Annotated in this window: 20 protein-coding genes and 1 pseudogene; all 21 read left to right on the top strand. The window is 39.2% G+C overall.

The window, feature by feature from the left end:
* Positions 1–45 precede the first annotated feature (45 nt).
* Complete coding sequence (locus V7K79_RS22380) at positions 46–1,308, top strand: tyrosinase family protein (protein ID WP_335050530.1); 1,263 nt, start codon at positions 46–48, stop codon at positions 1,306–1,308.
* A 107-nt stretch (positions 1,309–1,415) separates the two neighbouring features.
* On the top strand, positions 1,416–2,012 hold the full coding sequence (locus V7K79_RS22375; RefSeq protein ID WP_335050528.1) for a YqeG family HAD IIIA-type phosphatase: 597 nt from the start codon (positions 1,416–1,418) through the stop codon (positions 2,010–2,012).
* A 282-nt stretch (positions 2,013–2,294) separates the two neighbouring features.
* Positions 2,295–3,272, top strand: a complete 978-nt coding sequence (locus tag V7K79_RS22370) for a decaprenyl-phosphate phosphoribosyltransferase (protein WP_335050526.1) — start codon at positions 2,295–2,297, stop codon at positions 3,270–3,272.
* A gap of 68 nt (positions 3,273–3,340) precedes the next feature.
* Positions 3,341–3,727: a hypothetical protein gene (locus V7K79_RS22365; protein WP_335050524.1), complete on the top strand. Its 387-nt coding sequence runs from the start codon at positions 3,341–3,343 to the stop codon at positions 3,725–3,727.
* 5 nt (positions 3,728–3,732) lie between these two features.
* Positions 3,733–5,217, top strand: coding sequence for a GMC family oxidoreductase (locus V7K79_RS22360; RefSeq protein ID WP_335050522.1), 1,485 nt, complete (start codon positions 3,733–3,735; stop codon positions 5,215–5,217).
* A gap of 4 nt (positions 5,218–5,221) precedes the next feature.
* Positions 5,222–6,289 carry an NAD-dependent epimerase/dehydratase family protein gene (locus V7K79_RS22355; protein ID WP_335050520.1) on the top strand — a complete coding sequence of 356 codons (1,068 nt, stop codon included), beginning with the start codon at positions 5,222–5,224 and terminating at the stop codon, positions 6,287–6,289.
* On the top strand, positions 6,289–6,849 hold the full coding sequence (locus V7K79_RS22350; protein WP_335050518.1) for a hypothetical protein: 561 nt from the start codon (positions 6,289–6,291) through the stop codon (positions 6,847–6,849). The genes V7K79_RS22355 and V7K79_RS22350 overlap by 1 nt, the downstream gene beginning before the upstream one ends.
* An 84-nt stretch (positions 6,850–6,933) precedes the next feature.
* On the top strand, positions 6,934–8,799 hold the full coding sequence (locus tag V7K79_RS22345) for a hypothetical protein (RefSeq protein ID WP_335050516.1): 1,866 nt from the start codon (positions 6,934–6,936) through the stop codon (positions 8,797–8,799).
* A gap of 12 nt (positions 8,800–8,811) precedes the next feature.
* On the top strand, positions 8,812–9,843 hold the full coding sequence (locus V7K79_RS22340) for an NAD-dependent epimerase/dehydratase family protein (RefSeq protein ID WP_335050515.1): 1,032 nt from the start codon (positions 8,812–8,814) through the stop codon (positions 9,841–9,843).
* 15 nt (positions 9,844–9,858) lie between these two features.
* Entirely contained in the window at positions 9,859–10,212 is a 354-nt protein-coding gene (locus V7K79_RS22335) for a DMT family transporter (RefSeq protein WP_335050513.1), read from the top strand.
* A gap of 810 nt (positions 10,213–11,022) precedes the next feature.
* Positions 11,023–12,579: a glycosyltransferase family 39 protein gene (locus tag V7K79_RS22330; protein ID WP_335050511.1), complete on the top strand. Its 1,557-nt coding sequence runs from the start codon at positions 11,023–11,025 to the stop codon at positions 12,577–12,579.
* A gap of 158 nt (positions 12,580–12,737) precedes the next feature.
* Positions 12,738–13,769 carry a sucrase ferredoxin gene (locus tag V7K79_RS22325; RefSeq protein WP_335050509.1) on the top strand — a complete coding sequence of 344 codons (1,032 nt, stop codon included), beginning with the start codon at positions 12,738–12,740 and terminating at the stop codon, positions 13,767–13,769.
* A 4-nt stretch (positions 13,770–13,773) separates the two neighbouring features.
* Complete coding sequence (locus V7K79_RS22320; RefSeq protein ID WP_335050507.1) at positions 13,774–15,135, top strand: MATE family efflux transporter; 1,362 nt, start codon at positions 13,774–13,776, stop codon at positions 15,133–15,135.
* Positions 15,136–15,531: 396 nt separating this feature from the next.
* Positions 15,532–16,548, top strand: coding sequence for an AraC family transcriptional regulator (locus tag V7K79_RS22315; protein ID WP_335050505.1), 1,017 nt, complete (start codon positions 15,532–15,534; stop codon positions 16,546–16,548).
* A 470-nt stretch (positions 16,549–17,018) separates the two neighbouring features.
* A complete protein-coding gene (locus tag V7K79_RS22310) occupies positions 17,019–19,814 on the top strand; it encodes a TonB-dependent siderophore receptor (protein ID WP_335050503.1) in 2,796 nt (931 codons plus the stop codon).
* A gap of 381 nt (positions 19,815–20,195) precedes the next feature.
* On the top strand, positions 20,196–21,182 hold the full coding sequence (locus V7K79_RS22305; protein WP_335050501.1) for an iron-siderophore ABC transporter substrate-binding protein: 987 nt from the start codon (positions 20,196–20,198) through the stop codon (positions 21,180–21,182).
* A gap of 561 nt (positions 21,183–21,743) precedes the next feature.
* On the top strand, positions 21,744–22,169 hold the full coding sequence (locus V7K79_RS22300; RefSeq protein WP_335050499.1) for a DUF1636 family protein: 426 nt from the start codon (positions 21,744–21,746) through the stop codon (positions 22,167–22,169).
* A gap of 30 nt (positions 22,170–22,199) precedes the next feature.
* Complete coding sequence (locus V7K79_RS22295) at positions 22,200–23,972, top strand: ABC transporter ATP-binding protein (protein ID WP_335050497.1); 1,773 nt, start codon at positions 22,200–22,202, stop codon at positions 23,970–23,972.
* Positions 23,969–25,774 (top strand): ABC transporter ATP-binding protein, encoded by a 1,806-nt coding sequence (locus V7K79_RS22290; RefSeq protein ID WP_335050495.1) that lies wholly within the window; start codon positions 23,969–23,971, stop codon positions 25,772–25,774. Before V7K79_RS22295 ends, V7K79_RS22290 begins: the two co-directional genes overlap by 4 nt.
* Positions 25,771–25,923, top strand: a complete 153-nt coding sequence (locus V7K79_RS22285) for a hypothetical protein (RefSeq protein ID WP_335050493.1) — start codon at positions 25,771–25,773, stop codon at positions 25,921–25,923. Before V7K79_RS22290 ends, V7K79_RS22285 begins: the two co-directional genes overlap by 4 nt.
* Before the next feature lie 201 nt (positions 25,924–26,124).
* Positions 26,125–26,466, top strand: a pseudogene (locus V7K79_RS22280) (hypothetical protein); the annotation flags it as partial.

The following is a 26,466-nucleotide window of genomic DNA, read 5'->3' as shown; positions in this document are numbered from 1 at the left end:
AGGACGTAGTAGATATGGAAACAGTTAATACTTACTAAAAATCGCATGAAAAAATTATTAATATTAAAAAACTTATCATTAATTTCTTTTATTGTTGTGGTCGTCATCACAACTTGGTTAGTTATTACAATCTCTACATCTAAAAATTATTCTGATTCTTATACATATACACCTCCGTCCGTAAACTCACCTGTACCAGCACTCATTTATCCTGAATCTATTTCATCAGCTAACCTTTCTGTTCGGAAGAATGTTGTTGACCTTACATCAAAGGAAAAAGCCGCTTTTGTCAAAGCGGTTAATACGCTACAAAATACAATTCCAGAAGGTAGCAAGCTTAGTATTTACGAACGATTTGTTTTAGAACACGTTCTGACAATGGGTTTTGATTTATCCAGTGGAGCTAAAGGTTTAGCTAAAGTTAACCCTGCCCATACCATGCCCGCATTTCTACCTTGGCATCGTCAATTTTTGCGAGAATTTGAACAAGCTTTACAAGCAATCGACCCTAGTGTAACTGTTCCTTACTGGGATTGGACAGACCCCAAAGCACTTGAGATTATTCTTCAAGACAACTTTTTAGGATCGCCAGGACAAGGAGTGACTATTGAAATTCCAGGTGCAGGAAAGTTCCAAGGAGGCTTAGTTTCCTCCAGTCCATTTGCTGAGTGGACATTGAATGAGAAAATTCATTTCGACCCCATTACTGAAAAGTCATTAGGACCGAAACTCAAGCGATTTACTAAATTACCACCTTGCGATAAATATCCTATATCTAAAGCGAAAGTAGAAAAACTTTTCGAGTTCGATAATTATGAAATTTTTAACGCTCTTTTAGAAGGAGCATCAAAGTTGGATGAGAAAAACAATTGGGTTGAAGGCTGGGAACTTCACGCTTATATCCATACACTTATTGGTGGTAGTCTTGTTGACAAGCTCGAACCAGGACGTGTACCTGAACAAACCCAAATTTTAGGGACAATGGACAGTATTCCCAGTTCTCCCTACGATCCAATATTTTGGTTAAATCATGCTAACACAGACCGCCTGTGGGCTGAATGGCAAGATCGAGGACACACCAGTAGCCGCTTTTATCCATCTAAGGGGATGCCATTTGGACACAACTTGCACGATCCAATGTGGCCTTGGGATAAGGGTTTGTCTACACCAGGAAATATTGGCCCCGAAGATATCACTTCTTTAGTGTCAAGTATCCAATCTAATGTAGTGGTCACGCCTATGGACGTTCTAGATTTCAGGAAACTGGGTTATACCTACGACACTACTCGTCTGGGTTCAAAAACCTAAAACGATTTAAATTATAATTAATCGCAGTTTATAATTTATCTAAAAATAGTTTCATAGTTTTTAATTTTTATCCCTCTTTTAATAAATATTAGTGTTGATAGTCAGAAATGTTAAATTCAGTAAAGCTGTTATTTTCAATTCCCTTATTTCTTCACACCTTAATACAGATAGTAAAAAATTTTGTTGTCAAATCCATAAATACATGCACTTTTCCTTGTCAACTAAATACAGTGGCTCAGTTAGATATTGCTCTACTAAAAAATGTTGGAATTAAAGGTGTCATTCTTGATTTAGACAATACAATTGTTTCTGAGGACGATCGCTACATATCTCCTGGTGCTGAAGCTTGGATAAAACAAGCAAAATTTCAGGATTTGAAATTTTTTATCCTCTCCAACGGTAAGCGTGAATGTCGAGCAAAAGCTTGGTCTAATCGTCTAGATATTCCAATTATCAATCCAGCAAGGAAACCGTTTCCTTTTGCATTTCATAAAGCTTTAAAATCTATGCAACTTGAACCTCAAAAAGTTGTTGTTATTGGTGATAGTCGTCATACAGACATATTAGGAGCATGGTTTGTGGGCTGTCCTAGCATCCAAGTTGCAACTCTTCCTCATCCCTTTCGGTGGTGGGAGAAGCTTTTTGGAAAAAGAGTACAAATTCCATATCCCTCTGGACACGAACTTTGGGATAATAATTTCTAATTGGGACTATAACTTGATTTTGTAGTTAAGTTATCAAGAACTTAAAAAATGAATTAAGTTTAGCAAAAAAATAGCAGATAAATTAAATATTATACTTGATTTATTTGTTAATAATGTGTTTTTAAACTCAATAGAACGACAAATTACCATAGAGTAGTCTACAAATTAAAATGCTTTATCCTCAAATTAGCCTAGTTTTTGTGAACTTAGCTTGAAAATTTATTAACCTATTTTCAGTTGAGACGAATACTTTTAAGCAGCCAAATGAGGAAATTATAAGTTATGGTTCGTCCCAAGTCAGCTCCAAAACAAGCTCGAATTCAAAAAGGAATTAGTAGTACAAAAATATTTTCCTTAACTGCTCTTAGACCCCGCCAGTGGACTAAGAACTTGGTTATTTTTGCCGCACCCTTGTTTGCTTTTAATTTAACTTGGCAATCAATTCTTGAGTGTTTACTAGCATTTGTTTTGTTCTGCTGTGCTTCTAGTAGCTTCTATCTGATCAATGACATAGCAGATGTCCAATCAGATCGTCAACATCCTATCAAATGCAAACGCCCGATCGCAGCTGGATTAGTTAGTATTCCGGCTGCAATTGCCATATCAATGGTTCTGCTAGGAACAGCGCTGAGTATCAGCTGGCTACAATCGCCTGCCTTGGGAATCACTCTCACTAGTTATGTATTTTTGCAAATTGCCTATAACTTGAAGCTGAAACACATCCCTATTTTGGACATCGTCGCGATCGCTACAGGATTTGTACTACGAGCCTATGCTGGTTTTGCAGCAACTGAGATAGCCTTATCTACATGGTTTGTATTATGCACAGCAATGTTGGCTTTGTTTTTAGGGATTGAGAAGCGTAAAGCAGAACTGAGGTTATTTGAAATACAGGGTGGAAAAACTCGTGCTGTTCTTAAATGTTACTCGCTACCTCTTTTGATCCGAATGGAAAGTACAGTTACTACTGGTGCATTTATGAGCTATGCCCTTTGGAGTGCTGGACCTATAGTACGCGGTGCAACAACACCTTGGATGATGCTGACAATTCCTTTTGTGTTGTATGGCATTTTTCGTTATCAGATGCTCAGCGATCCAAAGGATATTATTTCTGGAACAGAAAATGAGTTAGGACAAGGACAACATACGGAGCGACCAGAAGAAGTTTTATTGACAGATATACCAATTACACTAACTGTTATCAGTTGGGTAATCACAGTTTTCATGATTTTATTGCTTAAACATTATGGCCTGATCTAATAAAGAAACTCAATCAATTAAATTACATTTATTTAATAAATTTAAGCAAATTTAAGAAATTATTACCAGTGAGACTTGAAAAGATTATGGGTTTGAACTTCCAAAACACTGCTTCCGCACTCTGCTACTCAATTATTGAGCGGCGTTGTGAACCAACAAATTCAATATTAACTTTTCATGATAACGAAGTTGTACGTTTTGTTTTGCAACAACATGGCCGAATGTCTGACTTTCTGCAATTGCCCATCGTTGTTCTCACCTTGACTTTTGATATGTGGGGAATCGTTCAGGGAGGCGCTCTATTCCATCGATCGCCCCCTTCAGTTCGGTGGCTTCAAATCCAATCTTGGCGGCGCTCTCCCATTGGTTTTTGTCGAGACTTAATTCGTTTTTATGAAAGTTTAGTTCTATTTAGCTATTACACAAGTACAACGACCAATGTTGTCGCTGAGTAAACCGTATGCCTAAGTGTTTAAGTCACAAAGTTATTACCAATCCTCAGCAACACATTCAGTGTGAGATTGTAGTGGTGGGTTCTGGTCCTGGTGGATCAATTACGGCTTGCTTGTTAGCTGAGGCAGGATGTAATGTACTCTTAATTGAAGAAGGTTCTTACCTACCTCTTGAGTCCTGCACTCCTTTTTCCTTAGATGAAATGGTGCAGAAATATCGCAACGGCGGTCTTACTGTTGCGATGGGTTCGCCTAAGATACAGTACGCAGAGGGGCAATGTGTAGGAGGGGGGAGTGAGGTCAATAGCGGGCTTTACTACCGTACACCAGCAGATATTCTAGAAAAGTGGCGGCGGGAATTTGAAGTAGAAGCCTTGAATCAAGACGATCTAGTGCCGCACTTTGAAGTTTGTGAACAGGATGTTAATGTCTGCTATATGCCTGGGAAACCACCAGCAGCTTCCCTCAAGTTACATCAAGGGGCAATTTATCTGGGATGGAAATCAATAGAAGTACCTCGCTGGTTCCGTTATGAGGAACCTGTAAAACCGACAGATGTACCTCAGGGAACCAGGCAGTCCATGACGAAAACTTTCATCCCTCGGGCTTTGCAGGCTGGTTGCCAACTCCTTGCTAATACTAAAGTTCAGTCAATTCGCCAGGAGGGTAAAAAATGGCTTGTAAATGGGTATTACTCCCCCTCAAACTTGCCGTCTCGCTCTTTAGAGATTGAAGCAGAAACTGTTTTTATCGCATGTGGAGCAGTTCATACTCCTGCCTTGCTGCGCCGTAGTGGCATCACTCACAACATTGGTAATTCTTTGCAAATGCACCCCACTGTCAAGGTCATTGCTCAATTTCCAGATCAGTTAAGCTCGGCAGATATGGGAGTGCCAGTTCATCAAGTCAAAGAGTTTGCCCCAAAATTTAGCTTTGGCTGCTCGATTAGTTCTGTTCCCTACCTAGCATTGGGGATGAACGACCATCCCCAACACCTCCATGAGGTTAACCAACATTGGCAAGAGATGGCGATTTACTACGCAATGATTACAGGCTCAGGTTGCGGTACAGTCCGCTGTTTGCCTGGATTTCGCGATCCGTTAGTTCGCTATCGCATCACAGATGAAGATATGAAAAACCTGTTAGAAGGCTTACGGCAACTATGTTTACTATTGTTTGAGGCAGGTGCGATCGCGCTTTATCCTAGCATCACCAATGGATCTCGCTTAACTCATCAGATGGATCTAAAGCAGTTGCCTGATTCTTTGTCCCGAAAGCTGACCAACCTAATGACCATCCATCTGTTTTCTTCCTGCCCAATGGGTGAAAATAAAACCATTTGTGCGACTGATTCTTTTGGAAAGGTTCATGGATTTAAGAACCTCTATATCGCTGATGCTAGTTTGTTATGCACCGCACCGGGGGTGAATCCCCAAGGTTCAATTATGGCGATCGCTCGCCGGAATGTATTGAAGTTTCTTGGAAAGCTGTAGAGATATGGATTTTGGCACAAATTTAGTACTGGTGACTGGAGCGCTGGGTTGGTTAGGAATTAGCCTAATCAAAGCTTTAGTTAATGGACTGGCAGATTGTGAGGCTTTGAGTCAGCCCCAAATAAATCTCCAAATTCGCTGCCTGATTTTACCTGGTCAAGATGGTTCAATACTGGAAAAACTTTCAGAACGTCTTGAAATTGTCACTGGAGATTTGCGTAACACTCAAGATTGCGATCGCTTCTGTCAGGGGGCTGAGAAAGCTATTTTGTTCCATACAGCAGGCATGATTCATCCGCAACGGGTGACAGAGTTTTATCAAGTCAATGTAGATGGCACTAAAAATCTTCTAGATGCTGCAATTCGCTTTGGAGTTAAACGGGCTGTTATTGTCTCTTCTAATTCTCCCTGTGGCTGTAATCCTCATCTTGACCACTTATTTGATGAAGAGTCGCCTTACAATCCCTATATGAATTATGGTCGCTCTAAGATGCTGATGGAAGTAGCAGTGAAAGAGCGTCAAAAAGCTAGGCAAATTGAAACTGTTCTGATTCGCGCACCGTGGTTCTATGGGCCAAATCAACCACCTCGACAAACACTTTTCTTTCAAATGATCCGAGATGGGAAAGCTCCAATTGTAGGTAATGGAAAGAATCTTCGCTCAATGGCCTATATAGATAATCTCTGTCAGGGATTAATTCTTGCAGCGATTGTTGAGCGGGCAACCGGTCAGATTTATTGGATTGCTGATAAACACCCTTACTCAATGAATGAAATCATTGATACGGTTGAGTATTTATTAGAGTCAGAGTTTAACCAAAAATGCGTACATAAACGATTAAAATTACCAAACTTCATGAGTGAAATTGCTTTAATACTTGATGCATTAGTCCAAAAAATTGGATTTTATCATCAGAAGGTTCATGTTCTTTCCGAAATGAATAAAACGATAGCTTGCTCTACGTTGAAAGCGCAACGAGAGCTTGGTTATACTCCACAGGTGGCTTTAAAAGAAGGGATGTGTCGGAGTTTAAAGTGGGTATTTAAGCAACAAGGAGGTATCCAAACTTAATGGTTTCTCATATTGTTGTCACTGAGGGATTAGCTTATGTTGTGGAACTAGGAAGAAGGAAATGTTGTTTGTCTGACTACTTTGAAGCCGTTTTAGACAGACTCCTGAAGACTGTTCCTACTAATGAATCAGTTTTTATATCACCTGGAAATTATTTTGGTTGTGAGTTTTGTGAGGAAGAGTATGCTGTTCAGTATTTGTTGAGTCAGCGACCGAATTTAAATGTATTTATTCCATCTAATATCCGCGATTGCGCTTATCTAGACACATTTGATAATGCAAGACTTTTACGCATTTGGTTAGAAAAACAGGGGCTTTGGCCTCTAAAAGAAGTGACTTTGTACTGCAATGCCCCACATTTATTTCGCAGCTGGTTGCTGTTTCGACTTTGTGGTTTTAACGTACAGCAGGTGATTGGCTGCCGTCCTGAGAAAATTTCTAGAATAATTATTACGCGCTTGTGGTTTTATGACTATTTTGTAATTCAGATTTTCTACGAACTATTAGGAACTTTCTATGATTTGATGAGGTGGTTTCTATGGATGTCATTGAGTAGATAGAAATTTTCTATTAATTCAGTCAATTATTTGAGAAAATTGACACTGTTGTTAAATCAATTGGATTGTATTTTTCAGGAGTTATGGATGATTTATCAATTACAGTCTCAAAGCAATATACAAATAGTCGAAGATATCTTTAATATTCTTCCATCTAAAAACTTTGGAATAACTTTATGGATTGTTTCATCAGTTTTAACACTTCTTTATTTAATTTATATGCTAAGTAAAGAAGAAAATAAAATTGGTAAATTATTATCTTTATTAATTCCAAGTCTCATTTATATCGGGACTTTTATTAATACTTTTGGAATTCTCGATGAAGTAACAGTAAACTTAGAACATCCTTACAACCTCTATCACTTCGGAAAATTTTCTATGTCACCAGACATGATGATAGATGGAACTGTAGAAGTTTTATATTATCTTCTGCATACACCTTTTGCAAAATCACAATCTAGTTTAATACTTGGAAACTTTTTAATTTCATTAATTGTTGGATGGTTACATATTTTCGTGCTTTGGCAATTACAATTAACTAAATCTTTTTTGAATAACCTGATTTTACTGTCTTGCTTTTCTTTAAGTTTTCCAATAATTTCAATATTTGCCAGTGGCTTTGGAAATAGTTTATTATCACTTTTATTCTTAATTTCAATCTATTTGTGTTTAAAGAATAAGTTAACATTTTCGCTTTTAGTTTCAGGTTTATTGCCGCTTATTCGTCCAGATGGAATTCTCTGGTCTTTCGCTAACATTGCAACTATTACTTTAAGAAGAAAAACAAAACCGGGATTGTATTCTAAAATTTATTATATTTTAATAAGTCTACTTCCTTTTATTTCTATATTTATATATTTATTATTATTTAAGAAATTCTATGGTCATTTAATTCCAACACCAATTTTGTTTAAATCATTTAAACTTTCAATGCTGCCAATGTTTGACCCATATCTGTTTTTAAACAATATATTATATTGGCTGCTAGAACCTGTAAATAGTTTTGCATTTGTAGTTTTAGTATTACTTATATATTTAAAAATTAAGAAGCCTAGCTGGCTCGAACAAAATGAGATAATTAAGATTTTAATGACATATACAGTGTTTACTAGTTTAATCTTTGTATTCTATAACTTTACAAAATCTACAATCAATGACATGACTGGGGATATTTATTCAAGATATTGGCTGAGTTTTGAAGTAACATTAGTTCTTCTGTTATTGGTAACAATTTCCAGGTCAAAATTATTAATATATGTAGAGGAACACTACTTAACGAGCATTACGAACATTCACTTCTTACCTATCTCCCTGATGTTTTTTCTTTTTATAACATCTGTCCAGCTAGGAATACAGCGAATAAACGATCACAGCACAGATTTTTTTAATAGAACTTACAATGTGTTTGCTGGAGCACTTACAGAAAAAATATTACCTAACAATTTCTCAATTTCAACTTCTGAAATGAATACCTTTGGTTTAATGATCGACAGACCTGTTCTTGACTTATGGGGTTATACAAATCGAGATATAGCTAAATCTAAAGTTTGTAATGGCGGTAAAATAAAAAATAATGAGTACTTGTTTTTAGAAAAACGTCCTAATATTTATTGGGCCTATTGGTTTCCCTCAGAGGAAGAGGCGAGACAAGAACACTCAGCAAAATATGGCTTTGATACTCTTGAAGAAAATTTTGCAACTACGGATGAGCCTAGTAAGGAATGGAACCAACTTGGCGACATGAATGAGGTTATCAAAAACTATGATTTTTTTATAATACAAACTAATGGAAAAAAATTGTCATACCTCGTGCGTAAAGATAGTAGTGATTTACTAATCAACCATCTCAAAAACAAATTTAAATTCCAGCTGATCAAATCTAGAGAAATTGATGTAAAGTATTTTGGTTCTTTATATAACTCGCAAAAGAAAATTCAATATAACTGTTCCTAGAGGGCCTTTTCAATGACTAAGCATCTTGTAACTGGTGGCTCTGGTTTTTTAGGCAACTTAATTGCTAGACGCCTTTACGAACGTGGCGAATCAGTAAAAATTCTGGATATTTGGGAAGATCCAACTCGTCCCAAAGAAATTGAGTTTATTCACTGTGATATCCGCGATCGCAATCGTGTCGCAGCAGCTATGCGTGATGTTGATGTTGTGCATCACAATGTGGCTCTCGTTCCCTTAACAAAGTCAGGTAGTAAATTTTGGGAAGTTAATGTTGAAGGTAGTCGGATTGCGGCTGAAGAAGCCGTAAAAGCTGGAGTACAGAGTTTCATTCACATGAGTTCCAGTGCCATCTTTGGCGTGCCTAAAACTTGCCCAATTACTAATCAAACCCCAACCAACCCAATAGAAATTTATGGTAAGGGAAAGCTGGCTGGCGAATTAGCTGTACGTAAGATTTGTGAAAGAGCCAATCTTCCATTGATTGTGATTCGTCCGCGTACAATTCTTGGCGAAGGAAGACTCGGCATTTTTCAGATTTTATTTGAATGGATTCAGGAGGGCAGAAATGTCTACGTTATTGGCAGTGGTAATGTTCAATTCCAATTTGTCCATGCTCTCGACCTGATGGATGCTTATATGTTGGCCTTAGACCGAGGGAAACCTGGAATTTACAATGTCGGCACAAATCGCTACAGTACACTCCGCCAAGGTTTAGAGAATCTGATTGAATATGCAGGCACCGACTCAAAAGTTAAAAGTTTGCCAGCGTGGCTAACAATTAGTACCCTCAGAGTCCTGGATTGGCTTGGTCTGAGTCCTTTGGCTCCCTGGCATTATCTAACTTATCATAAAGCATTCCACTTTGATGTAAGTCCTTTACTGGAGTTGGGGTGGAAACCTAAATACTCTAACGATGAAATGTTCCGCGAAAGCTATGACTGGTTTAGGCAAAATTATAACCAGCTTGCAGCAGAGAAAGCAGGTTCAGCTCATCGTCGTCCAGTAAAAGAAAAGCTATTGTGGCTTGTCAAGCAATTTTCCTAATTAAATTTGATTGATATGAACTTTACTTTGAGTGCATGGGGTTTAGTCTTCGCTGCTGGCATTAATACCTGTATTGGAAATTTGCTCCTCAAGCGATCTCGCCTTGAAGCCCCAAATCCCGGCTTACTGTCATTACTCTTTTCTCCTTGGTTGATTGCTGGGTTAGTGTTCTATGGTATCAACGTCGTGCTATTCGCCAAAGCATTAGATAAATTGCCAGTTTCAGCAGCCTATCCTGTCTTAGCTGGAATGGGATTTACTTTGATTACCATTACTGGAAATTATTTCTTTGGGGAACGTCTTGGCCTTAACCAATACATTGGACTAGGGGTAATTCTAGCTGGAATCATTATCATGTCGCGCTCCTGATAGAAAAAAACATATCAAAAGTAACTTGATGCCTTTGATTACTTGGGAGTTGTGTTTAGCCTGTAATAAAGTTCGCTGATAATCCTCTGATTTAACAGAAGTCAAACGATAGATATAGATAATTTAATTCCAGAACAAGCCGCTTAAGCTATGGATGTAATTTGATAATAGAAGTAGCACAAAAATTAAATATTATTACTTCTTTATTTGTTAAAAATACATTTATAAACATAAATAAAAGTTTTTCAAATAGTAGTCTAAAAATTTAATTTTTTATCTTAAAAGTACTCGTTTTTTTTGAATGGATCTGTAAAATGTATTCAACTTATTTTCGACTTAGACCAATATTTTTAATCGCTCAAAGATATTTTCCTAGATTGTTAGTTTTAGGATTGATGAGTCTGTTTTTTTAACTGGGATAATCGGAATAAATTTTGGAAACCACTGGGAGGAAATCATTCACTATGATACTGTCAAGTATTCCTTAAAGTCAGTAGTTCTTCTTCCATGTATTGATGATCCAGAACTTGCTGATTATGGAAAAGCTTTTTATAACTACCCTCGTGAAGTAAATTATAACTACTATGTTACCTGGGACGGTCGAGATAGAATTTTACTAGTTCCTATGAAAGATACAGATAGAATGGGCTTAACAAATGTTCTAAATATATATTAGAAACAGATTAAAAATTATAGTTATTTTAAAATCCGCCTCAGAAAAAGCTCGAATTAAAAAATAAATGAGTCATTTATAGATTGGTGAGACAATAAGCAATTTACATTGAAATAATAAAAGATTAGGATTTAAGGATGATTTACTCAAACAGATCAATCAATTTATGGCAAAGTGATGTAGCTATATTATGTTACTTATCATTAACAAAATTATTAATACATTTTCTGACAAATGGACAATATGGTTACTTTTTTGATGAATTTTACTTTATCGATGATGGCGAACATCTCGATTGGGGCTTTGCCGAGTATCCACCTTTAGTTAGTGTTCTCGCTGATATCAGCCGTTGGCTATTGGGAGATTCACTTTTCGCGATTCGCTTCTTTCCTGCTGTAGCTGGAAGCTTGACTGTTTTGTTTACAGGACTAATGGTACGCGAACTTGGTGGTGGTCGATTTGCTCAGTGTCTAGCAGCATTCTGTGTAATCGTGTCACCAATGTATTTGTGGCATCATACCGTGCTAACAATGAATGCATTTGAGCCACTAATTTGGTTGCTGTGTACTTATATTACGATTCTCATCGTTAAGCATAACTCTCCTAAACTTTGGTTACTAGTTGGTTTAATGGTAGGTATTGGATGGCTCAACAAATATTCAATTATTTTCTTTTGCTTTGGTTTATTTGTTGGCTTATTAATTACTCCTAACCGACAGCTTTTACTTAATCGATGGATTTGGATAGCTGGTTTAATTGCATTCACAATTGCCTTACCAAATCTGATTTGGCAAGCTATACATGGTTGGCCTTTTATTGAGATACAAAAAGCAGATCAAGCAGATTATCAGGTTGATTTCTGGATATCTACTATTAATTTCACTTTACAACAGATTTTTCAGATGCATCCCTTGACCTTTCCAATTGCTTTGGCAGGATTTTACCATTATTTCAGAGACACAGAAGGTAGATTATATCGTTTTATAGGATGGTTATGTATTGTTGTTTTTGGACTATTGATAATTCTTAAATCAAGAGAAATTTATTATTTAGCTCCTATCTATCCATTGCTTTGGGCACCTGGGGCAATCAAAGTTGAGAAGTTGATCTACTACAATCGCAGGCGTTTAAAATCTATTATTTTAGCTGTTCTAATTACTGGTGGTATTATAACAATGCCTGCCTCACTTCCTGTCCTCCCCTTAGAAACCTTCATTAGCTACTCACGCTTCTCACGCTATTTATTGCCGATTTGGGAATATCCTTTCATGCTGGAGCCAAAAGAGGTTACGGCACCATTCAGGTGGATGCTTGGTTGGGAGGAAACTGTGGCTACAGTGGCTAAAGTTTACCATAGCCTTTTGCCGAGCGAGCAAGCCAAGTGTGCTATTTTAGCTTGGTTCTATGGTGATGCTGGTGCAATTGATGTTTTAGGTAGAACCTATGATTTGCCAAAATCAATCAGTGGCGCTCTAAATTATTATTTCTGGGGTCCAAGAAAATATTCTGGTAAGATTGTGATTAGTGTTGGAGGTGATTTAAATTACTTAAAACAGCTATTTAATCAAGTTGAGCAAGTAGCTATGATCACCAATGAGAAAGTTGGAAAAAGTAGTAATACACCGATTTATCTGTGTAGACAAATCAAAATTCCTCTAGAGCAAAATTGGTCAAGTTTTAGAAATTCTGGGTGAAGTAACTGTAATTTTTCAACCTTGGGCGATCGCATAATTATTTTTCCATGAAATAGCCCTGATATTTTACAAGAATATGTAAAAAACATGAAATTTAATTAGTAATTTAACGCTATTTCATTCTTTATAAATAATATCTGTAGCAAAGTATAGTAAATATGCAAACTCAACATTCTCATGAACTTCTCACAACAGACTGCCGTTTTTGCTCTTTAATTTCCAAAGCCAACAAAGAAGATCCAATTGGGACAGCAGAAACTTGCGATAATTGGTTGATTATGGAAATTCCACAACCTTGGTCATCTGAAATTTTTCAGGAAAATCCAACTGTCAAATCATTGATTGGTTTGTTCCAAGAGCTAGTTTTTCAGCATGGCATTAAGTTAAAACCATTGTTAATTGCTCCAGATCGCGAGTATTCTTTTCCCGGCTTTACCCGTGTGTTGTATTACTACCGCCCTGCAAAGCTGTTTTCTCAGTTTGAGAAACAGGAGTTTGTTGTTCCAGAAAGCAAAGCTGCTGCTTTGGTGAGAGCAATATTCAAGCAATTAATGCAACAACCCAATGATTTATCCGAATTTCAGCAATATCAACAACAAACGAGTCATATTCGTGAACTTATGGTTTGTACTCATGCTCAAGTAGACCTTGCTTGTGGCAGATTTGGCACTCCTATATATCGGCGATTACGTAAGGAATATGCTCCTGCTTCTAATGGAAAGTTAAGAGTATGGCAAACAACTCACTTTGGTGGTCATCAGTTTGCTCCTACCTTAGTTGACTTACCCCAAGGATGCTTATGGGGACACTTAGAGCCAGATGTATTGGATTTACTGGTGCAGCGAAATGGTTCAGTTACTGGTTTGCGTCAATACTACCGAGGATGGACAGGTTTAAGCAAATTTGAGCAAATTGCCGAACGCGAAATTTGGATACAGTCTGGCTGGAGTTGGTTTGATTACTTGAAAGCAGGCAAAGTACTTGCAATGGAAGAAGTAGCTGGAGGACAGGAGGCTGACTGGGTAGAAGTTAGGATTGATTATGCTGCGATCAATGGTAGTACAACAGGTGCCTATGAAGCCAGAATTGAAGTTTGTGGTGAAGTTATGAGTGCATTGAACTCAGCAAAAGAAATGGAATTAGAAGCAGTGAAGCAGTATCGTATTAGCCATTTGGTTAAGGTTGAGTAAACAAATGACTTCTGAAAAACAATCTCAAATCACGAATGAAATACTCAAAGGCAATCTTGTTAAACTGATGTTCAAGTTATCAGTTCCTAGTATTTTAGGGATAATGATAATTAGTTTAAACAATTTTATTGATGCTTTATTTGCAGGAAGATTCATTGGTGAAACTGCTTTAGCTGGTATTTCGCTTGCACTACCAATTACAAGTATAGTAGAAGGTTTTGCCAGCTTGATTGGGGTAGGTTCTGCTTCTATTCTCAGTCGAGCTATTGGGTCTGGAGATATGAAAATTCAATCCAAATTATTTAGCAATCTCATAACTATGAGTGTTGTAATTTCATTGTTTGTTACAATCATTGGTTATAAATTTGGTGACAATTTCATCGTGTTCATGGGAGGAAGTGGTCAAGTAGCTTTAGAAGGAACTAAATATTTTAAGACTTATATTCTAGGTTCTATTTTCTTAATTTTAGGAACAGCTTGTGGCGATATCATAAGTTCAGAGGGACAAATTAGATTAACCACAATATCCATGTGTACTTATGTAGCTGTTAACATATCATTAAATTATATATTTATTACTATATATCATTGGGGAAGCTCTGGGATTGCTTTTGCCGGAGTTATAGCAATGGTTGTTTTTAGTATGATGAACTTAGCTTATTTGATTATAGGTAAAACCTTAATTCGAGTTAATCTGAAAAAATTGGCGATCGCAATAGATTTACTACCAGAAATATTGTCAGTAGGAATCTCAGCACTATTTTATCCAGTTATGCTATTGGTTCAAGAATTTGTAGTTTTTAATTCAATTTCTTACTACGGAACAAATAATGATATTGCTTTCTTTGGAGCAACAGTAAAAGTTATTTCATTGGTATTTATTCCTATTATTGGTTTCGCACAAGCATTACAACCTATAATTGGTATTAATTATGGTGCAAAAAACTATGGGAGAATTAAAAAAGCCTACTCAACTTTTGCAATTATTGGGACTATTTTATTACTATTGATTTGGCTACCTTTACAACTATCGCCAAAGACGTTTTTAGGTCTAATTCTACCAAGTGTTAATTTTACAGAAAATGATGTATTGAATTTTAGAATTATCATTATGTCAACACCCATATTGCCTTTAGCGTTTTTTGGTAATACTCTTTTTCAATCTATAGGTAAAGGTAAAACTGTCTTAGTAGTTCTTTTGTTGAGAGGTATTATTTTAAATATACCTATGGTTTTATTGTTGTCAAGATTATATGGAATAAAAGGTATATATTATGGAATGGTTTTTGCCGATGTCATATTTATGTTTATTGTATTTATTTTAACGTTTTTAGAATTTAATAATTTAAGCAAACTTAAAGTTTAATAACTAATAAGTAAGTCGTGAATAAAAGTTATAAGTATATAAAAATAGTTAGGCAGGAAAATTAAAGTTAAATCTTACACATTACGTACTGTAATTTACTTTTTTCCTCTTGTTTGGACTCTATCAATGACGGCATGAGGCTTGCGTCTAACTCATCCTCAAAAGTTTTCGACGTTGCCATTCCAATTCAATCAAGTTCATTTCCAATCAATATTTAGGTAGAAATGAAGATGTACAAACCCATGTCTTACCTCTTTGACCATGATTGCTGTACTTCTTTACACCGATGAATTGGACCGTTGTCTGGCAGGATTACAATGTGATTATTGCAAATTTTATTAAAAAACTTATAATTAGACTTAATTGATTTTCCGTTGCCCAGTAGGAATTGGAACCATGCCACTAGACATAGCACGGACGATCAAAAAGACAGAATATGATGCGCTCTGGGAAGAAGCCGATGAGTGCGGTGAAAACCCTTGGCAGTGGAATGATTTTGAGCGACGACAGACTATCCCGAAACGGTTAGGGGAAGGAGAGATTCGGATTATTGATCTGTATCCGGGATTAAGCATTCAAATTGCTACGTATCAATTTTGGCGACCCCTGCTTCTGGATTATCATTGCATCGGGGAAGGAGTGCTGTTATCCAATTTCTATTTAGCGGGCGATCGCCGCATCATCAACCCAGGCATTCAATTTGAAGAAGATCGAGCAGAAACTACAGGTGAAACCTGCCTTTGCTACATTTCCGAGGCGCGATCAATTGAGTATTTCCCAGCCGAACAAACCCTCAAAAGCTTGGCAATTCAGACGGATTTAGAGCGGTTAAGGTTGTTTGGGATGACCTGGGACAATGCTCCACCTTTACTACGATTGTTGATTGAGGGAAAGTCGGCAAAAAGCTTTCATCAAACTCTCAATAGAAGCACATCCGCCATGCAACAGGCACTCCAGCAGATTCTCAACTGTCCCTATGAAGGGTCGTTCAAGCGCATGTATCTGGAAAGTAAGGTGCTAGAACTACTGGTGTTGCAGTTTCATCAACTGCTAAAGAAGCAGAAACCATCCTCTTCAACTCTGACCTTTCGCTCAATAGATGTTGAAAGACTGCATCTAGCAAAAGCGATTCTTCAGCGAGAACTTGAACATCCTCCCTCGTTGCTTGACTTGGCAAGACTTGTAGGGCTAAATGATTTCAAGCTCAAGCAAGGTTTTCGACACCTCTTTGGTACCACAGTGTTTGGCTATTTGCAGACCTGTCGGATGGAACGAGCTAGGCAGCTTTTGAACGGCGATCGCGAGTTAAGTATCGCAGAGGTTGCCCATCACGTAGGATATGCCAGTCCGAGTCAGTTTTGCCATGCTTTTAAGCGGTATATAGGCATGACACCGAGCAATTATCGTCGTTAGTTTCGAGCTTGATGATACAGATGATTCAACCTCCGGCGATCGCCGTCACCAAAGTTTGCTTTGCCCGGAGGGTTTCCCTCCGACGCTCCAGGACTCGCTAACGCTGTGCGTTAAAAGCGCCCCACTTCGCTAACACTATTGCAACTCTTTCTGAGTAAAAAGTAAAATTAATTGCACTCAGCACTACTGAACCTTGGGAAAGAAACTACAGGGGGTCTGATGCTATGCAAACACATATCAAACGGCTTGATCCAAAAATAAATCCCGATCGGACAGAAAAAAATCCGTTTGCGGCAACAATATCTCCCTCAAATCCTGTATTCTTAGTTTTATTGAGAAGCTTTCTTGATTAGCTGGAAGCTAAATCAATTTAGAATTGAGGTTTGAGGAAATGTGTAGTCACGATTCACAAATAGCTTGTTGATTTTCTGCATTATTTTCATCGTATTGCTAGGTGTGTGGAGTAGCCAATGAAACCAAAACAGTTATCGAAAATTTTCTTACTAACGAGTTCTATTTGGTTGTGGGGTACAATCAGCGCCACTGCAACTGAAGCACCCCCAAAAATGCAGACTAAATCTATTGCATCGGTACTACGTAAGTCCCAGCCAATTAGAGAGATTTCGAGACTTAGTCAGATAGAAATTCCTAGTACTAGTAGTTCGCCAAGTGAACTTGGCGGGGTAAAGGGTAAGGGGGAAGGGGGAAAGGTTTTAAATCCCTTACCCTTTTCCCTTTCCCCTTTCCCCAGCCCTCACCCAGCATCTTTGGGTTGGCAGACTACTAGCGCCAGATTGCTAGTACAGTCGCCAGCACCAAGCAATACTCCTGACCAAACAGGTGAAGTTGTACCAATAACCTCCGTCAAAGCTAATCCCACTGCACTAGGTGTGGAGATAATTTTACAGACAACCCAAGGGACTCGACTGCAAGTCACAAATCGCAGTGCTGGCAGCAATTTTATTGCCGATATATCTGGTGGACAATTGCGTTTACCATCGGGCGAGGCTTTCACATTCCGTTCGGACAAACCGATTGCGGAAATTACCCAAATAACAGTTACGAATATTGATGCAAATACTGTGCGAGTAACAGTCATCGGTGAGAAGGTTTTGCCCACAGTTGAGTTATTTGATGATAATGTCGGGCTAGTTTTTGGCGTAGCATCACAGGCAACGGCGACACAGCCACCGCAACAACCCCAAACCCCTGCTAGTGAGACACCCCAAGAAAAACCAGCAGCACAGCAAGATCAGCCGATTGAGTTGGTGGTGACGGGTGAGCAGGATGGCTATAGTGCGCCAAATGCGACAACAGCCACAAAAACCGACACCCCTCTACGGGATATTCCCCAATCGATTCAAGTTGTACCCCGAGAGGTGCTCGAAGATCGTAATGTGAGAACTTTAAACCAGTCAGTGGAAACGGTCAGTGGCGTTTCAAATACTACAGACTCGAGCGGTGCGACTGGCGGAGCCAGATCCATTAGAGGATTTGCTGCGGAAACAAATTTACGCAACGGCCTTTCAGAGGGCAGCTTTACTTTAGACAATCTCTTGGAACCAGTTGGAACCATTGAGCAAGTGGAAGTCCTCAAAGGACCCGCCTCAGTTCTGTTTGGTTCTCTAGAGCCTGGTGGAATTGTCAACATTGTCACTAAACAACCCTTGAGTGAACCCTATTACAAGCTCGAATTTGAGGTAGGAAGTTATGGCTTTTATCAGCCCCTGATTGATTTCTCAGGTCCCTTGACTGCCGATAAAACTGTGCTTTACCGCTTGATTGCCAGTTATCAGGGTGCAAACGGTTATCAAGATTTTGTCAACACTCAACTGACCACCTTTGCACCCTCAATCACAGTCAACTTGGGCGATCGCACAAGCCTGAATCTTTACTATGAATACACTCGCTTCTTTGGAGATCCTCCTAGAAGTGTTGTTGCGCTCTTGAGTGATGGTAGCTTGATACCTCAGAGCTTCTATATGGGTTATCCTAGTTTTGACTTGACCGATATCACGACGCAAAAATTTGGCTACACACTAAAGCATGAATTTAGCAACAACTGGCAGATTCGTAATAGTACATCTGTAATTCTTAATCGTAGAAACCAAAATTCATCTGGTCCTAGCCAAATAGTGGACGATCGCTTCCTCACAGGCTATGGAGCTAGTGAGGGTGACATTAAACTTGAAAACTATTTTGGACAAATCGATGTGCTGGGGAAATTTAATACCGGATCGATTTCTCACCAGCTTTTAATGGGCTTTGATATAAACCGCTTTTTCCAGAATGAAGTATACCTTTTCTCTAGTATTAGTAATTTGCCCGATCTCGATATCCTCAACCCAAATTACGACATTCCCTCAAGACCCGAATTTGATTCAAGAGGTGAGGGTACAACCAGAACTCAATCATACGGGGTCTACCTTCAGGATCAGATCGCGTTTAGTGATAACCTGAAACTCCTGATTGGTGGTCGCTATGATTGGTTATCCGATGAATTTGAAGCACCAGATTTTGATCAGACGGTACAAAATAATGGTGCCTTCAGCCCCCGGATTGGCTTAGTGTATCAGCCCAGCAAAACGATTTCTGTTTATACCAGCTACAGTAGCTCTTTTAGGCTGTCTAGAGGATTTAACTTGGATCAAAGAGCGTTTGAGCCGAGCCGGGGAACCCAATATGAAGTCGGTGTCAAAACAGATTTTCTAGACGGAAAGCTTTCGACAACGTTAGCTGCCTATCAGCTTACTAAGACAAATGTGCTAACCCCCGATCCCGATCCCGAACGAGCTAGGCAAGGTTTCTCCATTCAGACTGGGGAGCAGCAAAGTCGAGGGATTGAGTTGGATATTGCGGGTGAAATTTTGCCAGGGCTGAAGGTAATCGGTTCCTATACCTATACCGATGCAAAAGTAACCGCAGATAATGTCATTCCTGTAGGCAATCTATTAAACGGTATACCCGAAAATCAAGTCAGCCTTTGGACAACCTATGAGATTCAAGAGGGTGATTTTAAAGGGTTTGGAGGTGGTTTGGGGCTGTTTTATGTAGGTGAGCGGCAAGGCGATTTAGAGAACTCGTTTACACTCCGAGATTACTTGCGGACTGATGCGGCGCTTTTCTACAAAAGAAATGGTTTTAAGGCAGCGATTAATGTCCGTAATTTATTTAATACAGACTATGCAGAATCATCTTACAACATAGTTAATGTTCAAAGAGGTAATCCGTTAACAATCACGGGTTCCATCAGTTGGGAGTTTTAGAGGAAGTGAGAGAGTCAAGGGGTAAAGAGGCGGTGATGAGAAAGCAGATTGAGTAAGGTTGTGGCACAAAGATGAGTCTACTTCAGACCATGCATGTTGTTTAGGCGATTTGGCGAACTTGTTTACACTCCGAGATTACTTGCGGACTGAAGCGGCGCTTTTCTACAAAAGAAATGGTTTTAAGGCAGCGATTAATGTCCGTAATTTATTTGATACGGACTACGTAGACTTATCTTACAACATAGTTAATGTTCAAAGAGCTAATCCATTTACAATCATAGGTTCCATCAGTTGGGAATTTTAACTAGCTATACCATTGGTCATTGATTGAGCAATAGTCTGTAACACCGTTTGATTTGTAGATCGCTAGAAAACTCAGTAATGAAACCTCAACAACCACGTTTAATAAAGCCATTGCTTTTAATGGCTTTTTCCTTCCTCTTAATAATTACAGCTTGCCACAGTCCAGTAACCCAAGCAACTAAGACCTCAACACGATATTTAGCACCTAAGTCTGATTGTCAAGTGATTCAACACGCATTAGATGAAATCTGTATTCCAGTTAACCCCCAACGCATTATCGCATTAGATATTCCCTGGACACTAGATCCTTTACTGGCTCTCGGTATCAAACCCGTAGGTACAGCAATTTATGGAGATGAATCGGTCGGTTTCAGTGGATTGTCGCCCGATGAAGTAGCAGGAATCGAGCTAGTTGGTCTAACAGCGAGTCCTTCTCTAGAAAAAATCCTCGCGCTTAAACCAGATTTAATGCTGTCACTCGATGTTCATGACGACAAAAATTACGCGCAACTATCAGCTATTGCGCCTACTGTGCTCAGAGAATATGACAAAATAAAAACTTCTTTCCAAGAAAACTTTCGAGCAATTGCTCAATTAGTTGATCAAGAAGAAAAGGCAGAAAAAATTCTCGCCCAATATCAAAAACGAGTGGAAGCATTACGAAAAAGCCTGGGCAAACCGCTACAAGGAACAAAAACTTCCGTCATTCAATCTGATGGTTCTAATTTTTGGATATCGCCGAAATATACAAATTACTTTCAAATTTTGAATGATATCGGTGTACCTTTAAAACCGATTTTTATCAAGCAAAATGAGTCAGTACCGTTTAGCATTGAAGTTATAGATAAGTTTGACGCTGATATTTTATTTATTGTTAGTCATACTGACAAACCAGCTTCCCATTTTTTGCAAAATCCCCTTATCGCTTCACTGGCAGCAGTCAAAAACAATCGGGCTTATGTTGTTGAGCAAGCTATATGGTACGCACCATATGGCCCTCTGGGTATGAATAGGTTGCTGGATGACATTTCTAAACATTTGTTAGAAGCGATACAGACTTTTTAACTTATTAAGAAAAACATAATTAATTTCATAATTATTTAACAAATCAAGAGAATTTGGAAAAAACTATGTAATTAATTTTGTTTAACTACTTACTAATTTGTAATATGTAATGCCCTGCGGGTTTACTGTTGGGGGCAGTCCTTCCTGTAGAGTAGGCATCTCGTTAAAGAAGCTAAAAATGAGAGCGATCGCACACATCTTCAGCTAATTTTTCTACACGCCAAATTAAGTAAGTCTGCACATAAATTGATCGCTATGTGATTGCAAGCATCAAAAAATCCCGATCGGGCAAAAAAAAATCCGTTTGCGGCAACAACATGTCCTTCAAATCCTGTATTCTTAGTTTTATTGATTAGCTGGAAGCTAAATCGATTTGAAATTAAATCCGTTGAACGCTTTTAGACTCACTGGACTTTTGAGTATAAATAGATTGCTAAATGATATTTATAAATATCTGTTATAAGCTATACATTTTAACTTATTGAGATAGATATAACTAATTTTATAGCAATTTAACAATATAGAACTTCTGCACATACCTCACTGATATACCCTAAAGTTATGCATCAACATACTATCTTCGTCTGTAAATCCTGCCACCGCTCCTCCGAAGAACGACCCAAACACCAACCTGCTGATGGCAGTATTTTACTGGACAAAATAAAGACTTTATGTGATGAAAAATTGACCTCTGATAAACTTGAAATTAAGCCAGTTGAATGCTTGTGGGCTTGCAGTCAAGGCTGTGTTGTATCTGTATCAAGCCAAGACAAACCCACTTATCTTTTCATTAATCTTCCTCCAGAAGAAAGCCCAACAGCGTTACTAGAATTTATGCAATTGTATATCAAGAGTCGTAAAGGCAATGTAGTTTGGAAAAAAATTCCTGAACTTTTGCAATCTGCTATTTTTGCACAAATTCCACCTGTAATAATTGATAAAAATAAGGAAGCATGTAAAAACAAATTGCGTAACTTTGAGGAATGAAGATGTAACTAAAATAATTATTTTTAAACTATGCAAACTTCTGGGAGTAACTATATCTCCATTCTGCTGGCATATCTCAAACCCCTGTGGCAGAAGTCGCTTTTGCTACTAGTTCTGTTGCTAATTGGCATTGGCTTGCGGTTGCTCAATCCTCAGCTTTTAGCAACGTTTATCGACACAGCGATTGCCGGGGCAACATTTTCTCGACTACTGCAATTAGCATTGCTTTTTTTGGGAATTGCCTTAGCGACTGGGCTAATTTCTTTATTAGAAACTTATCTAGCAGCAGATATTGGCTTACGGGCAACAAATCGACTGCGGGCGAATCTAGCACTACACTGCTTAGAACTCGATATGTCTTTTCATAACAACCAAACACCAGGTGTTTTGATCGAACGCATAGATGGCGATGTTAGTCAATTGGATAACTTTTTCTCTCGCTTCGCCATCGAATTTGTGGGAAACGGTGTTTTTGCAGTCGGTGTTTTTATTGCCCTGTTTTACATTGACTGGCGGGTAGGGTCTTCTGCGATCGCTTTCGTTGTCATTCTATCGTTTACTTTTAACCGATTCAGTAATATAGTTGTTCCTTACTTCCAAGAGGAACGTTCCTCCAGTGCAGCTTTGTTTGGTTTTTTGGCAGAGCGACTCTCTGGTACAGAGGATGTGCGTTCTTCTGGTGCGTCAGCCTATGTCATGCATCGATTCTACGAACGCTCACGGGATTTGTTTCCCAAGTTAATTAAGGCACAGAGCTTGAGTTTGGGAGTATTTAGCGCCTGGAGCATTCTGTTTGCGATCGGAAAAATGGTGATTTTAGGTATCGGTATTGTGCTTTTTTTCAATGGCGCATTTTCTATCGGCACAGTTTATCTCATCTATCGCTACATCGAGTTATTGGAAGAACCAATTCAAGAAGTTGGTCGCCAGGTTGAAGACCTACAACAAGCTTTAGCTGCCTTAATTCGAGTTCGAGAATTACTCACAACTCAAAGTCGTCTTCCAGATACTGGTCAAACAACTCTTGAGCATCAGGCATTAAGCGTGAGTTTTGAGAATGTTGATTTTCGTTATGCTACTCCTGAAGGAGACTCGAAGGCAACACAACCGGATTTGGTATTGGGCGATGTCTCATTTTCTTTGTTGCCTGGTAACATTCTCGGTCTTCTTGGTCGCACAGGCAGTGGCAAGACCACGCTCACCCGCTTGATTGTACGACTTTATGACCCCACACAAGGAACAATTCGTTTGAGCAAAGTTAACTTACGCGATATACCTTTGGCTGCACTGCCAGAACACGTAGGCATGGTAACGCAAGAGATTCAACTTTTCCACGCCAGTGTTCGTGATAATCTCACTTTGTTTGAGTCATCTATCCCTGATACAGACATCGAGGAAGTGATTCAGGAAGTTGGTTTATGGGATTGGTATAAATCTCTTCCTAGCGGTTTAGACACTCTACTAGCTCCTGGTGGTAGCGGGTTATCAGCAGGACAAGCGCAGTTATTGGCATTTGTGCGGGTCTTTCTCAAAAATCCCGGTTTGGTAATCCTCGACGAAGCCTCATCCCGCCTCGACCCAGCTACAGAGCAATTGTTAGAAAAAGCTATCGATCGCCTGCTAGTTGGGCGAACTGCGATCATTATTGCTCATCATTTGGCAACGGTAAAGCGAGCCGATCAGATTATGATTTTAGAAGACGGTCGTTGTATCGAGTACGGTCAGCGTCAGGAATTAGCTACTAACCCTGACTCCCACTTTGCCCAATTACTACAAGTTGGGCTAGAGGAGGCCTTGGCATGAAAGCAAAATCTTTGTCTTCTATCCCAACTTGGCAGTACTTATTGGAGTTAATTCGCTACAAACCTCTGCTCTACTTCACCAATGGATTATTAGCCAGTGGTGTATTTTACTTCTTTCTCTTAGTACCCGGACTGATTATTCGCCAAGTTTTCGACACGATTACAGTCAAAGCAACCACAGGGTTCAACGTCTGGACATTGCTGGCTTTGTTGGTAGGGAGTGTTGTGGCACAGCAAACCTTCATGCTGATTGGTGCCACAGCAGATGGTGTGTTTCGGATCCATGTTGCGACTCTGCTACGTAAGCATTTACTCGCCCGAATCTGGGAGCGACCAGGCGCACAAGCATTACCTGCCTCATCTGGAGAAGCGATCGCTCGGTTTCGTGATGATATCACGGCGATCCTCGATTTTTTAACCTTCTCTTTCGACCCAATTGCTCAAGGGTTAGCAGTTTTAATCGGCTTGGCGATACTGGTGCGAGTTAACCCCTGGTTAGCACTGGTTGTGTTTATGCCTTTGGTGATAACGCTGGCAGTCGTCAATATTGCCAGTAAGCGTATCCGTAATAATCGACAAGCCAATCAAGAAGCCATTGGAGCAGTTACGGGGTTATTAGGCGAGATTTTTACAGCAGTACAAGCAATTAAGGTTGCTGGCACCCAGAAGCGTGTTATTCAATACCTTGAGAAGGTGAATGAGGTTCGCCGCCAAGCGGCCCTCAAAGATTTATTACTCCAACAGTTACTGTATTCATTTTTGACAAATATGGCAAATCTGGGCACAGCTATCTTGCTGCTGGCGGTGGCTCAGATGATGCAGACTAAAACAGGAACAACTTTAACAATCGGTGATTTTGGTTTATTTATTTCATATTTGGGGGAATTCGCGGCGATCGCTAGCTTTTTTGGTGAGTCTTTAACGCGTTACTATCAAACTGAGGTTTCCCTGCTGCGACTGACCGAACTCATTCCTGGCGTGCCACCTCTAAGTTTAGTCAAACACGAAAAAGTTTATCTTTGGGGTAACTTACCTCAGTTGCCCTACACTCCCAAGACTGCCCAACACCGCTTGGAAACGCTGAGGATCAAGAACTTAAGCTATCACTACCCCAGTACTGAGTGCGGTATTGCAGAGGTCAGTCTGACTTTAAAAAGGGGTACTCTGACGGTAATCACCGGACGCATTGGTTCGGGTAAGAGTACTTTATTGCGCGTGCTTTTAGGGCTTTTACCCAAACAAGCAGGAGAAATTTTCTGGAACAACCACCAAATCGAAGACCCCGCCGCTTTTTTTGTCCCACCACGTAGTGCTTATACTGCCCAAGTACCGCAACTTTTTAGCGAAACGTTACGCAACAACATTTTGATGGGACTACCGGAGGATGCAGTCGATCTGGAAACTGCTATTTATTTAGCGGTGATGGAAAAAGATATTGCCAACTTAGAAAATGGCTTAGACACCTTAGTAGGGCCAAGGGGAACTAAACTTTCTGGTGGTCAGATTCAGCGTTCAGCTGCGGCACGGATGTTTGTCCGCGAGTCTGAGCTATTGATTTTTGATGATTTATCTAGCGCTTTAGATGTGGAAACAGAACGCACCCTGTGGCAGCGCCTCTTAGAAACGGAAAATTTTACCTGTTTAGCTGTCTCTCATCGTCAAATCGCCTTACATCAAGCTGACCAAATTATTGTCCTCAAAGATGGTCGAGTTGAAGCGATGGGCAAGTTGCAGGAGTTGCTAGCAACCTGCGAAGAAATGCAGCGCCTCTGGTCTGAAGATATCGGACAAATTGGAGCGTGACATCTTTTGTCACCTTTAACGGCGACTATGAACACTTAGTAATTCAGACAGTGAGATTACTGCGATCGCTCATTGCTATTCTTGTAGTAGCAGCCTTAGCAGTTTTTTGTAATTTACAACCTGCGTCTATCCCGCACATTTTTCTATAAAGTTGAGTATTTCTTTCTCCTCATACTGCTAACTAATAAGGCGTAACATCATCAGAGAGCGATCTGTAACTGGTACAGTTTGAGAGTCTGAAACTAGATCATATTACCAGTAGAACCGAGATCACACTTCAATGAGTTTATCTCGGCTAAACTGAATACTTATACTTCAATCTAACAAATACCTACATAGAAATATAAATTATGACAATGAGTAGAGCAGATCGCAGAGATTCTAATCATGACAACAATGTTAATAATCCTCGCTCACGGCAGAGAGAGCCACCTTCTCCTCGTGAACTTCAACAGCTATTGATGACTGTTCGTGCCCAACGCGATGAAGCACAACAACGTGCGAAAGAAAATGAGGAAGCTGCATCTCAACTGGTTGATGTTCAGCAAGAAATTCAAACTTACCAAATTGAGGCTAATGAGCTAAAAGAGCGAGTCGCTCAAAATTATCGCTTCTATATTGATGAGCAAGAGAATCATCAAAAGACGCTCTACTTTTACAACGAAGAGAAAGCAAAAATATCCCAGCTAGTT

The sequence above is a fragment of the Nostoc sp. genome, assembly GCF_036917575.1.
In the GTDB taxonomy this organism is placed as follows: Bacteria; Cyanobacteriota; Cyanobacteriia; order Cyanobacteriales; family Nostocaceae; genus Nostoc.
The sequence above is the reverse complement of the archived record's forward strand: the minus strand, read 5'-3'. Positions and strand labels throughout refer to the sequence as shown.